11 protein-coding genes and 1 tRNA gene are annotated in these 12518 nt (G+C 57.7%); 8 read left to right on the top strand and 4 right to left on the bottom strand.

Going from position 1 to position 12518, the window contains the following annotated elements; translation table 11 throughout:
- Window positions 1-118 precede the first annotated feature (118 nt).
- Window positions 119-1483 (top strand): dicarboxylate/amino acid:cation symporter, encoded by a 1365-nt coding sequence (locus ACNAOV_RS00415; RefSeq protein WP_416517494.1) that lies wholly within the window; start codon window positions 119-121, stop codon window positions 1481-1483.
- Here the strand turns inward: ACNAOV_RS00415 and ACNAOV_RS00420 are convergent.
- From ACNAOV_RS00420 to ACNAOV_RS00430, 3 genes are read right to left on the bottom strand one after another with little or no spacing between them, the layout of a single operon-like run.
- Window positions 1480-2565, bottom strand: coding sequence for a glycoside hydrolase family 88/105 protein (locus ACNAOV_RS00420; protein WP_416517495.1), 1086 nt, complete (start codon window positions 2563-2565; stop codon window positions 1480-1482). The genes ACNAOV_RS00415 and ACNAOV_RS00420 overlap by 4 nt on opposite strands.
- A gap of 39 nt (window positions 2566-2604) precedes the next feature.
- Window positions 2605-3576 carry a sugar kinase gene (locus tag ACNAOV_RS00425; RefSeq protein WP_416517496.1) on the bottom strand — a complete coding sequence of 324 codons (972 nt, stop codon included), beginning with the start codon at window positions 3574-3576 and terminating at the stop codon, window positions 2605-2607.
- A 1-nt stretch (window position 3577) separates the two neighbouring features.
- On the bottom strand, window positions 3578-4723 hold the full coding sequence (locus tag ACNAOV_RS00430; RefSeq protein ID WP_416517497.1) for an ROK family protein: 1146 nt from the start codon (window positions 4721-4723) through the stop codon (window positions 3578-3580).
- Between the two features lie 279 nt (window positions 4724-5002).
- Here ACNAOV_RS00430 and ACNAOV_RS00435 point away from each other — a divergent pair, with 279 nt between their 5' ends.
- The 7 genes from ACNAOV_RS00435 (at window position 5003) to ACNAOV_RS00465 (ending at window position 12357) form a co-directional block, all read left to right on the top strand.
- A complete protein-coding gene (locus ACNAOV_RS00435) occupies window positions 5003-6262 on the top strand; it encodes an ABC transporter substrate-binding protein (protein ID WP_416517498.1) in 1260 nt (419 codons plus the stop codon).
- 36 nt (window positions 6263-6298) lie between these two features.
- Window positions 6299-7213, top strand: coding sequence for a carbohydrate ABC transporter permease (locus ACNAOV_RS00440; RefSeq protein WP_416517499.1), 915 nt, complete (start codon window positions 6299-6301; stop codon window positions 7211-7213).
- A 1-nt stretch (window position 7214) separates the two neighbouring features.
- Window positions 7215-8063, top strand: coding sequence for a carbohydrate ABC transporter permease (locus tag ACNAOV_RS00445; RefSeq protein WP_416517500.1), 849 nt, complete (start codon window positions 7215-7217; stop codon window positions 8061-8063).
- 162 nt (window positions 8064-8225) lie between these two features.
- On the top strand, window positions 8226-9857 hold the full coding sequence (locus ACNAOV_RS00450; RefSeq protein ID WP_416517501.1) for a hypothetical protein: 1632 nt from the start codon (window positions 8226-8228) through the stop codon (window positions 9855-9857).
- Window positions 9858-9932: 75 nt separating this feature from the next.
- On the top strand, window positions 9933-10769 hold the full coding sequence (locus tag ACNAOV_RS00455) for a sugar phosphate isomerase/epimerase family protein (protein WP_416517502.1): 837 nt from the start codon (window positions 9933-9935) through the stop codon (window positions 10767-10769).
- 80 nt (window positions 10770-10849) lie between these two features.
- Complete coding sequence (locus ACNAOV_RS00460; protein ID WP_416517503.1) at window positions 10850-11659, top strand: gluconate 5-dehydrogenase; 810 nt, start codon at window positions 10850-10852, stop codon at window positions 11657-11659.
- Window positions 11660-11718: 59 nt separating this feature from the next.
- Entirely contained in the window at window positions 11719-12357 is a 639-nt protein-coding gene (locus ACNAOV_RS00465; protein WP_416517504.1) for an RpiB/LacA/LacB family sugar-phosphate isomerase, read from the top strand.
- Between the two features lie 70 nt (window positions 12358-12427).
- Here ACNAOV_RS00465 and ACNAOV_RS00470 read toward each other — a convergent pair.
- A tRNA-Leu gene (locus ACNAOV_RS00470) sits at window positions 12428-12510 on the bottom strand.
- Between the last annotated feature and the right edge of the window lie 8 nt (window positions 12511-12518).

Consider the following 12518-nt stretch of genomic DNA (forward strand, 5'->3'; position numbering starts at 1 on the left):
AGCAACGGGTATAGGCATTCTTCCGGTAATCGCTGTATTTCCGCTTTTCTCCTGTTAGATTGAACCCCAACCCTAAGCCGTTTGGCCCTGGGGAGGAGAGCTCGATGAGGGAGAGGCAATGTCGGAAACAGGTTGGGATTGGGCGGCCCTGATAGTGGTCGTCATTCTCTTTGCAGGGCTGGCCCTGCTGAGCAGGAAGACCAAGGTCAACTTCAGTTGGCGGGTCATCATAGCGACGGTGCTGGGAATTCTGGTGGGTGTGGGCTTCTCCGGTCACACCACCTTTGTAGGGGCATTCGGCAACGTCTGGTCCGAGGTCATTTCGGCCCTCGTGGTGCCCCTCCTGCTTTTCAGCATCATTGCCAGCATCAGCCGTATCGGCGGGTCTGGTCGGCTGAAGAACATCAGTGTGAAAACCATCGTTTTGCTCCTGGTCAACACTTTCACAGCCGCTGTGATCGCCTTGGTTCTGGGGCTGCTCTTCCAGGTCGGTAAAGGGTTCAACCAGGCCCTGCCCAAGGGGGCCAAGCCTCACGAGGTGCCAGGAGTGCTCGATACCCTGGTCGGCCTCTTCCCCTCGAATCTAGCGGAAAACTGGGCTCAGAACCAGGTCATTCCTGTCGTGATCTTCGCCATCCTTCTGGCGGTCTCTCTGAACAAGGCCGCTTCAACCCCGCGCGGTGAGCAGAGCGTGGCCCCCTTCAAGGCTTTTGTGGAAGCGGGCAATGTGGTCCTGTCCAAGGCCACTCAAATCGTGGTTGGCTTTACCCCCTATGCGGTTCTTTCGCTGATCGCTGCCGCCATCGGTCGCAGCAACCTGAAAAGCCTTCTGCCCCTACTGGCAGTTCTCTTGGTGGCCTACCTGGGCCTGGCCATTCAGCTCTTCCTGGTCCAACCCCTGATTCTGGCTCTGGTCGGCAGGGTCAATCCTCTGCCCTTCTTCCGCTCACTTTGGCCAGCGGGCGTGGTGGCTTTCACCTCCGAGAGCAGCGTCGGCACCATTCCTGTCACGGTCCGTCAACTGCGTTCTGCCGGCGTTCCCGAGGAGACGGCTTCCTTCGTGGCCAGCCTGGGAGCCAATCTGGGCATGCCCGGATGCGCCGGACTCTGGCCCGTTCTGCTGGCGGTCTTCGCCATCAATGCTCAGGGGATTCCATACTCTCCCCTGCGCTTCGCCCTCCTGATTGTCTTTGCTCTGGTGGTTTCCGTGGGGACGGTGGGTGTGCCCGGCACAGCCACGATCACCGCCACCTCCCTTTTCACGGCCGCTGGACTGCCAGTACCCTTCATCGCTATCATGCAGCCCATTTCCCAGCTGGTGGATATGGGCCGTACGCTGGTGAACGTGGCTGGTGCCGCCAATACGGCAGTCATCGTGGCCAGGACCGAGAACGAGTTGGACCTTGACCTTTACCAGGGTCGCAAGGTCTTCGATGACCAGGACATCGAAGAGGGCGAGGAGATACAACAGTCAGCAGACTAGGCCCGGACGCGTTCCATCCCTGCGCACATGAGCAGGAAGGCACCCACCCCGTGCATGTCGTTGATACTGGTGGGCCGCTGGCAGTATTCCTCATAGCTGCCGGGGCCGGTTCCTACACAGATATCGCCGATGAGGAGGTCATCTCCCTGCCACTCAAGGCTTTTGATGACCCCCTCATATCCCTTGTTGGCCGCTTCCAGATAGGCATTGTCCAGAATGCCTTGGCCTACGGCCTTGCAGATGGCGGCCACGAAGAGACAGGTGCAAGAGTTCTCAGGCCAATTGCCCTCCTGGCCGACCTTGTCGAGAACCTGCCACCAGCGGCCGTCGGGGCCCTGATAGCGGCAGACTGCGGTCAGCAGGTCGCGGACCAGATTCCGCAGATCCTCGCGGCGCGGGTGGTCCTGCGGAATCTGGTCGAGCTCGTCCACAATGGCTACGGGCACCCAGCCGACAGATCGACCCCAGTATTCAGGCGAGAGACCAGTCTTCGGGTTCGCCCACTGGGCTTGGCGAGAAGGGTCGTAGGCATGCCGCCAGAGCCCGGTCTCGGGTATGCGCGTCTTCTCCTGCATGAGCAGGGCCTGCCTGATGGCCTCGTCTATCAGTGCCGGGTCCCCAAAGCGATGACCGTATTCCGTCATGAAAGGTCCGCCCATGTAGAGGCCATCCAACCACATCTGTCCAGCCGCCCGCTGCTGATGCCAGAAGCCTCCTTCGTTGTTTTTGGGATAGAACCGCAGTTCTCCGGCCAGCTGGTCCAGGGCATTCCGGTATCGGGGATCCCCGGTTCGCTCCTCCAGGGGGAAAAGCAGAATGCCCGGTTGAATGTCGTCAAGGCAGATCTGGTCTTGGTTGAGTACGTGTCCGCGCTCGTCGACATTGGCATCCACCCATTCCTGCAGATAGGTCATGTCGTCATCACGACCATTGAGCAGAAAGGTCTGGTAAACGCCCGACAGGAAGACCCCTTGGTGATAATGGAAGTGATTGCGGGGCGGCAGATCGCTTCCTTTGGGGAATTTACGTCGCATGGTGTCCACGGCTGCCTGGGCGTACTCTGCTGATGATGATGGTTGCATGATTCAGTCCCCTTTTTGTTAATCGGCATGATAATTGTCTCATCTACTTGAGGTCGTTTGACCAGTATCGCTCTTGAGCCTTGAAGCCAGCGCCAGAGCTCCGGTGACGGGCGGATCCTCCAGCAGGCGGAGGCCGACAGGGCCGCCTTTCAATGAGGCAAGGACCCCGCTCAGCTTGCGGGCCATGACCGGTTGGTGGGTGATGACCCCGCCAGCAGCCACCACTTGGCGCCCGCAGGCTCCGGCATGAATGACTGCTTTCACGGCCAGGCCGATGTGGGTCACAGCCTGGTCCAATATTTCGTCGGCAATGGCCGAGCCTTTCTGCCGAGACCGGAAAAAGAGTGGAGCCAGACGCCCCCAGGCCTGTTCGTCTGCGGATGATCCGAAAGCCAAGGCTAACTGGTTGATGTCCCGCACAGTGAAGTGCTCCAGCAGATCCTGTGTCAGCGGATCTTCCATGACTGCCGCCGTTCCCGCGACGACTCCGCGGTTCAGTATTTCCCTAACTGCTTCCCGGACCAGGGCAGGGGCACTGCCGTAGTCGCCCAGAAGCCAACCGTATCCGTATCCGTCGGCCCGCACCAGATTGCCGGAGGTATCCCGACCAACAACGACCATGCCGGTGCCTACCACCAGATTCAGCGCCTGCCTGATGCCCGCCGTCGGCCCTAGCAACTCGGCGTCGTTGACCACGCGGATCCGCCAGCCGGGCAATTGCTCGGTCAATGCCGTCGTGGCCAGGTTCAGTTGCTGGGGTGTATCGGCCCCATGCAGCCCCAGACATAGCGCAGCCGGCCCAGGTCGGCGCTTGGCCGCCTGTGCCCGTATTAGCTCGGCCAGTCGGATCATATCGTGGGGAAGTACGGTGTCGCTGTTCTTCCGCCATGAGTCAGAAGCCAAGATCAGGCTTTGGCGATGTTTTGAAAAAAGCGTATCGATGCGGGTTTTGGTTCCGCCTACGTCCACGCCGACCACAGGTAAGGGATCCTCCCGTTGCCTGCTGTCCATGCTAGACATTGAAAGCCGCCATCCTGACCTGCTGGCTGATCAGCTCCCCCATGCCAATCAGGGGAGCCTTCCTGCCCAGCTGGGTTGCTGCGAGATCCGGCATGTGAGGGATGCGTCCGATCAGGCGCCGTCGGATGCCTTTCAGGATTCGCTGCCCTGGCAAGGTTGGAGCGATGTCCAGGACGATGATTTCCGGGTCGGCTACCAGGCAGATATCCCCGATGGATAGACTGATCAAATCGATTAGGGCTTCCTCACGCTGTTCGCTCGGTTGGTTCTCGACGGCGCTGATCTGAGAGATCTGCCATTCCAGATCGCCGCCGTATGTGTAGTACTTGTCCAGTGATTCCCGACTGGTCAGCGTGTAGCCCATCTCGCCGGCCATGCCATGGCTTCCCCGCAGGATGCAGCCATCCACGACGATGCCGGCACCTACGCCGAAATGGCGGATGGTGTAGCCGACTACCGGGTTATGGTTTTTCCCCGCTCCTGCCAAGGCTTCTCCATATGCATAGGCATTGGCGTTGTTTTCTATCAGAACAGGGCCTTTGCCAGCCGTACGCAGGATGTCGCCCAGGGGTACTTCATTCCAGCCCAATTCACTGGCGGCTGTAACCGTGCCGTCGTTCTGGACGATGCCGGGCACGGCTACGCCCATACCGGTGCAGGGAATGGACCGATCTGCGGCCCATCGATCCAGAAGCCTGGCCATGGTGGCGATGGCGCGTATGCGGCTGCCGGTGCCCCCCTTATCTTCGTCATGCGGTTGAGGCATGTGCTCCTCGTGCAGGATCCGATCATTCAGGCTGACCACGGCTCCATCAATGGTTGTTCCTCTGATGTTGACGACCAGAACGGCGTGGAAGCTCGGATTCAAATGCAGCAGGCGAACCGGCCGGCCTCGGCCATCGCGGTTCTTCGCGCTCTCCTGGATAATGCCTTCCTTCCTAAGCTGGGCGCAAAGTCGGTGGACAGTTGGCAGCGGGATTCCTGTCAACTCAGCGATTTGGGCCCGAGAAAGGCTATCGGTATGGCATAGGGTGTCTAAAATAACGCTCCTATTGGTGGTGACAACCCGACCTCTGTCCCCATGGAGGGCCATGTTCGCTCCTGCGGTCCGTGTGCCCATGTTTTTCCTGTCTCTCATATCGATGTAGTCGGCCTTTCTTTCCACAAGGAGACCGATTGCCTGCTTGTCTTTCCGACATTCATTCTTATAATGATACTAAATAATAGTTCAGATTAAGATTTTCCTGATGGTGCGCTGGTAGAGATGCCTGATTCACTGCGATTCTGGAAGTGGATAAATACTATGATTAACAAGAGTTTTACCGTTTTGTTCACAGGCTTTCGCAATCTATGCTAATATTATTCTCAAATTGATATCCCACATTGATGTGGAATCAGATTCACAAAGGAGTGTCGAATGCCAAGGTTAATTCGCCGATTCCTGGCCGCAGGAGTGGCCGTGGTCTCTATCTTCGCCCTGACCGCATGCGGCGGAGGGTCCAAGGGAGATTCCGGAGCAGATGCCAAGGAGATCACCCTGACCTATTCGGATGATCAGAACAACGCCTACAAGACCATGGCCCAGAAATACACCAAGGACACCGGGGTCAAGGTCAATATCATGGAGGTGCCCTATGCGGATCTTAGTACGAAAATCGCCAATGCCGCCAAGGCCAATGATCTTCCTGACGTGGCACGTGTCCCCCAGATCAACCCCGTTTGGGCCGATCAGCTGGAGGATCTGACCAGTCTGGCCGATAGTCATAATGCCATGAAAAGCCTTCTGCGCAAGTCCCCGGACGGCAAGATACTCACCATTGCCTCTGATCTGACAGCTGTGGGCCTCTTCCTCAATACCTCGCTGTTCGACAAGGCTGGTGTCTCTTATCCGGATCCCGACGGATCCTGGACCTGGGAGGAATTCATAGACGCCTTGAAAAAGGTGCAAGAGGCCACCGGAGCGAAATATGGCATGGTCATGGATGCCTCCAGCCACCGTGAACGCTCTTTCCTCTATCAGTTCGGTTCCAAGGGCGTTCGCAAGCATGCGGATGGATCCTGGGGTCTGGATGACAAGGCCAAGACAGCCCTCGAGTTCCTCAAGAGCATCGACGACGACAAGATTATGCCTAAGTCGGTCTGGGCTTCCAACGAGGATCCCTCGGCTCTGTTCAAGTCGGGACAGGTGGCTGCCTACTATTCGGGCAACTGGCAGATAGCCGATTTCAACACATCCATCACCTCATTCTCCTGGAAGAGTGTCATCATGCCTGCCTCGCCCACCAAGGCCACCAATGTGGGAACCAATTACATGGTCGCCCTGAGTCCTGCGGGCAAAAAGTTCCTCGACTGGTTCTACAGCAAGAAGAACTACACTGCCTTCTGTGAGCAGGGCAACTATCTGCCTGCCCTCAACGACATCACGCCTAAGTATGCCAACCACAATGAGGACATGGACCTCTACCAGAAAATCATTCGTGAATCCGACCAGGATGTGCTTTCCCGCCAGGTCATGACCCAGCTGGAGCTTGCGCTGAAGGGCGCGGTTCTGCCGAGCCAGGACCCTATGAAGGACGAGACGGTCAAGTACCTGTCTGACGAGCAGGATGTAGACACGACCGTGGCTAACATGAACCGCCTGTTCACCAAGTACTACACAGTTGACAACAAACAGTGAAGCCATTGGCTCAGCAAAGACATGGAGGTGAGGGCTATGGTGAAGACCTCTGGAAGAGCAGGCGGAGGTAAAGCGCCCAAGAAAATGAAAAAGCCGGTGGCAGCGCCCTTGTTTTTGATTCTGCCTGCTGTCGTGCTCTATGTTATTTTCTTCATCTGGCCTGCAGCAATCGGACTCTTCTATTCCTTCACCAACTACAAGGGCCTGTCCAAGTACCGGATGGTGGGCCTGTCCAACTACACCACGCTGCTGGCCGACCATGACTTCTGGTCCTCACTGTTGCGCACTTTTGAGTACATCCTGTGCTCGGTGCCTCTGAACGTCTGTCTGTCCCTGCTGGCGGCGGTTCTGGTGACCAACCGGAAGGCAGTCGGCCGGACCCTGGCCCGCACTCTCTTCTTCATCCCCTGGCTGGTCTCTCCCATCATCACCGGTCTGATCTGGCGATGGATGTTCGGCGAGGGCTTCGGCATCGTCAATCAGGTCATCCAGGGGCTGGGTGGACACCCTATGCGCTGGGCAACCGATGCCAACCTCTCCTTCCTGGTGCTTATCCTTGCCGGCGTCTGGGCGGGAATGGCCTTCAATATGCTGCTGTTCATAACCGCCTTGGAGAATGTGCAGGCCTCACTCTACGAGGCGGCCTCGCTGGACGGGGCCAACATCTGGCAGAAGTTCGTGCATATCACACTGCCAGGCATCGCTCCGACCACCTTCATGGTTGTTCTGTTGGGCACCATCGGAGGCATCAAGGAGTTCGCCATGGTCCAGGCCCTGAACGGGGGCGGACCAGGCACGGCTAACAGGCTGGTGGTCCAGTACATCTACGAGACAGGATTCTCAAACTCCCGCATCGGCTACGCCTCGGCGGCCTCCATGGTTCTGCTGATTATTCTGGTCGTCGTGTCACTACTGCAGATGCACCTTAACAAGAAAACAGGGGGTCGCTGATATGCATGCCGTATCTGTGAGAACATGGTGGCAACGGGTCAAGGCAGACGCCCCCTCGACCATAATGATGTGGTTCCTGGTCATCTGCTTCGCCTTCCCGGTATTCTGGTTGATTCTGTCCTCCTTCAAGGGGCCGGATGAGCTTTTCGCTGTGCCCATGAGCTTCCTGCCCCGCCGATGGACCACTGCGGGCTATGCGGCGGCCTGGAGCCGGATCGACTTTGCCCGATACTTCGGTAATACGGCAGTAGTCGCCATCATCACCACCGTCCTGACCGTTATTGTGAGCTCCATGACCGGGTATGCGCTAGCCAAATATGACTACTGGTGGACCAGACTTTTCTTCATCGGCATACTGCTGACGACCATGCTGCCCACTGAGGTCATAATGTCGCCCTCTTTCATTGTCGTGCGCGATATCGGCTTGTACAACACCCTGGCCGGTATAATCGTTCCTTCGATCATCACCGCCACTGGCATCTTCATGTTCCGCCAGTACTACCTGACTGTCCCTGATGAGATGATGCAGGCGGCCCGTGTGGACGGATGCTCTGAACTGCAGATCTTCCTGCGCATCATGTTGCCCATCGCCAAGCCCTGTATTGTGACCCTGGCCATTTTCTCCTTCCAGTGGCGCTGGAACGACTATATCTGGCCATTGCTGATCCTCAATGACTCTAAACGGTTCACTCTGCAGGTGGCACTGCGGACACTGGTTGGTGCGGAGAAGATAGATTGGGCTATTCTGCTGCCGGCATCTGTCATTTCCATGATTCCGCTGGTCCTGATTTTCATGTTCTGCCAAAAGTACATCGTTGGTTCGGATGTCGATGCAGCCTTCAAGGGTTGAGCCAAGTCCGGACGGACATTCCATGGAGGAAAGGCCTATGTGATGTCAGATATGTCCTACACCCAAATCCTGAGCAGGAGCTCGCTGCGATTCGTTCGCACGCGCTTGCAGACTCTGGATCGGGATTCTGATTTGCTGATTGGTTTGTCGCACCGTCCGACGATGGAGCTGATAAAGGCCGTTGTTGCCGTGTCTGCCATATGCCCCTCCGAGCAGACGGCGGGCTTGGTCGACAGGCTACCGGTTCTGCTGGAGCACTTGGCCGACTTGCAGTTGGAGGAGGGGCTTTTCTCTGGCGGGGATAATTTGGTTTCTCCTCCCGATAGTGCCTTCACCATCAATGATCTGTGCCTGACCTTGGAGCTGATGCAGGTCCAAGACTGTCCCCAGTCCGTGATTCAGGCCGTGCGTGAACCTCTCTTTGAGATAGCACGACGTGCCGCCCCAGCCATGCTGCAGGGGGGTGTGCACACTCCCAACCACCGATGGGAGATGGCAAGTGCCCTGGTTGGGCTCAACCTCTTCCTGGGCGGGAGTGAACTGCGCTCCCGTGCTGAGGCCTGGCTGGCCGAAGGCATCGATATTCAGTCCGATGGTCTCTATTCGGAGCGCAGCCCCAACTACGCAGCCTATGTGACCAACCCATGTCTGATTGCCCTGTCGCGCAGGACCGGACATACCCAATACCTGGACTTGGTCGAGAGGAACCTGCGCGCCCAGGTTGCTTTGATGCGGCCGGACGGAATGATGGAGACCGTTCAATCGCGCCGCCAGGATCAGAACCAGCCATTCGACCCCGAACCCTTCCTTTCGCAGGCCCGACTGTTGGCCGTGGTCAAGGGAGATCCACGGGTGATTCGCTGGGCTTCGTGGCTTTCTCGACGCCGGCTGGCTGATCCAGCTCGACATCTGGCTGAGCTTCTGGTGGACTCGCGCCTGGCCGGCCCTCTGCCCCAGGCTGATGGGGCCGAGGATCATGATGATCGGGTTCAGGAGTATCAGCAGTCCGGACTGACTAGGGTCCTGCTGTCCGGAGATTCATGGGCTCAATCGAGCATGACAGCCTCCATCTATGCCGGATCGGACTTTCCCGATACTGGTCGGGTGGCCTCGGGGCTGGCCAACAATCCGACCATCGTCGATTTCTCAACTCCCGGGCTGACTCTGGAGACCCTGAGAATATCCCCGGAGTTCTTCGGCCTGGGTCCGTTGCGTCCCGGCCACTGCGTCAGACAGGGCAACAGGCTGGCCTGGATCATGCGCGATATGCGCACCAGTGGCTATTACCAGCCGCTTGATCAGAAATTCTGCCGAAACGATGCTGCATACCGGTTAACCGATGAAGGAAGGTTCTTCGCCTGCATGGACTTCGATCGGCGCAGACGGGACGATCTGACTCTGTCTACCCGGATCGAAGTCGAGATGTACCCGGATGGATTCAATCTGCACGCCCGCTTTCAAGGTCCCGTCACTACCTACACGTGCCTGTTGGCTCTGCAGGGGAACCAGATGGGGATTCGTGCGGGAGCCAGGGCCGATGGTAATGGAATTTGGAGGATTTCCGAGGCACGGTCGGCGGAGATCGTAGCCGGGGCCAAGGATGATTGCACTTGTTTGCGCCTGAGCATTCAGGGTCGACCGTCTGAGCATCCCCTGGCATACGATCCCGGGGAGTGCTATACCTACCCGGGTGGCGATGATGCAGTGGCTGGCCAAAAGTTGATTTACTCGGGGTCGACCGCCGGAGATTTGGTTCTCTCGGCTCGATGGCAGCGGAGTATGGCAAAAGCATGAAACAAAGTCAAACCCTGCAGACATTGCTATTACAGTTGACCAATCAATTGGGGATGGTGAGGAGGAAGCCCAAGGATGATTACCGTTGCAGTGAGGGGGCATGACGTCCCCGGGGTCGATGACTTCGAATCCCTAGGTGCCGGACTGGAGGGGTATGGGGTCCATGCGGTCCAGCTGTCTCTGGCTCGGCAGTTTCCCGATCTTGCTTCGGTGGACCGGATCAATCCCGGCATGGGTCAGACCTGTCGTCGTCAGTTGGGGGCGCACGGGGTCGATGTGGCTGTACTGGGGTGTTATATCAACATGATTCATCCCGACCCGGTGCGTCGGGAGGCCTTGTTGCGGCAATTCGAGGCCCATCTGCGCTTCGCGCGCTGCTTCGGCGCGCCGATGGTGGCCAGCGAGACAGGTTCGGTTCTGCCCGAGCCCACAAGTCGTACCGAGGCCAACTTCACTGAGGAAGCCTACCGCCAGGCCCGCACATCCATATCACGGCTTGTGGCCTACGGGGAGCGTATGGGGACCATGGTCGGCATCGAGCCGGGCATCAACCATCCCATCTGTTCAGTGGCGCGTACTCGGCGGCTGCTGGATGAGATCGATTCGCCCTACCTGGGCGTGGTCTTCGACCCGACTTCCCTGATCTTTGCCGGCAATGCCGGCGAGCAAATGGACTTGGCCCGGGCCGGGTTTGATGCCTTTGCTGACAGGATCCTGGCCGTCCATGTACGGGACTATCGAATCGTACCCGGCGAGGAACAGGTCCAACCCTGTGACAATGGCGAGGGGATTATGGACGTTCCCGCTGTTTTGGATCTTGTCAAGGCCTATAGGCCCATGTTGGCTGTGGTCTTCGAGGAGACCAAGGGTCCGGCCATCGCCCGCGTAGTGGAGAGATATGCCAATTATTGAATTGACGTATATTCGCGTCCGCGGAGCAGAGGAAAACGGTTGGGTTCCTTGGACCCCGACCAATTCATAAGGAGGTTATCATGACAGGGTTCTCCATGGACCAGTTTTCACTTAAGGGCAAGGTAGCGCTGGTCACCGGGGCCGTCTATGGCATTGGATTCGCCATTGCTTCGGCCTTGCATGAGGCAGGTGCCACCATCGTCTTCAACGCTTCCAATCCCAAATCGGTAGATCGCGGATTGGCCGCTTATCGGGAAGCCGGGATTCCGGTGCATGGCTATGTCTGTGATGTCACGGATGAACAGGCTGTGGCGACCATGGTGGAGCGCATCGGCAAGGAGGTGGGTACCATAGACATCCTGGTCAATAACGCCGGCGTCATCAAGCGTATTCCCATGCTTGACATGAGCGCCGCCGATTTCCGTAAGGTGGTGGACGTGGACCTGAATGGCCCCTTCATCGTCTCCAAAGCTGTGCTGCCGGGCATGATCGCCAAGGGCGCAGGGAAGATCATCAACATCTGCTCCATGATGAGCGAGCTCGGCAGGGAAACAGTATCCGCCTATGCGGCAGCCAAGGGCGGTTTGAAGATGCTGACCCGAAACATCTGCGCCGAGTATGGTCACGCCAACATCCAGTGCAATGCGATTGGCCCAGGCTACATCGCCACACCACAGACGGCTCCCCTGCGCGAGCGCCGGCCTGATGGATCCCGGCACCCATTCGATCGGTTCATCATCTCCAAGACCCCGGCTGCCCGCTGGGGTTCGACCGCAGACCTACAAGGGCCTGCAGTCTTCCTGGCTTCCCCGGCATCCAACTTCGTCAACGGACAGGTGCTGTATGTGGATGGGGGCATCTTGGCTTATATCGGCAAGCAGCCGGAGTGAACTGCCGTGCCAGAATCCCACTATATTGACAATCTATCAGCAAAGGAGAATGCAAAATCATGAAAGTGGCATTAATTAACGAAAATTCTCAGGCCGCCAAGAATCAGATTATTTTTGAGACCTTGAAGAAGGTCTGTGACAGCAAGGGATATCAGACTTTCAACTACGGCATGTACGGCAAGCAGGGGGAGAGCCAGCTGACCTATGTGCAGAATGGGCTATTGGCGTCCATTCTGCTCAACGCTGGGGCCGTTGACTTCGTGATCACCGGCTGCGGCACAGGTCAAGGAGCCATGACCGCCCTGAACAGCTTCCCTGGGATTGTCTGCGGTCTGGCAGAGGAGCCCACTGATGCCTATCTGTTCAGCCAGATTAACGGGGGCAACGCCCTGTCGATCCCCTTCGCCAAGGGTTTTGGTTGGGGCGGTGAGCTCAATCTGCAGCTGATCTTCGAGCGGCTCTTCGCGGAGCCCATGGGGGGCGGTTATCCCAAGGAGCGGGCTGTGCCGGAGCGGTGCAATGCCGGTATCCTGCAGAAGGTCAAGGCTCAAGTCTACCGTCCTCTCACCGAAGTGCTGGATAGGCTGGATCCTGATTTTGTCAAGGAAACCATAGCAGGCGAACACTTTGCGGAATACTTCATGGCCAACGCCCAGGATGGGCAAATCAAAGACCGTATCGCTGCCCTGCTGGCCTGAACGGCGAAAGACAGGTCAGAAAATATAAATGAGGCACCGGAATCTCCGGTGCCTCATCTGTATCTACAAGTGCGAACGGAGGGAGTTGAACCCTCACGAGCATCAGCTCACTGCCACCTGAAGACAGCGCGTCTACCATTCCGCCACGTTCGCAGACAACT

The sequence above is a fragment of the Bifidobacterium asteroides genome (assembly GCF_048001765.1).
Taxonomy (GTDB): Bacteria; Actinomycetota; Actinomycetes; order Actinomycetales; family Bifidobacteriaceae; genus Bombiscardovia; species Bombiscardovia asteroides_K.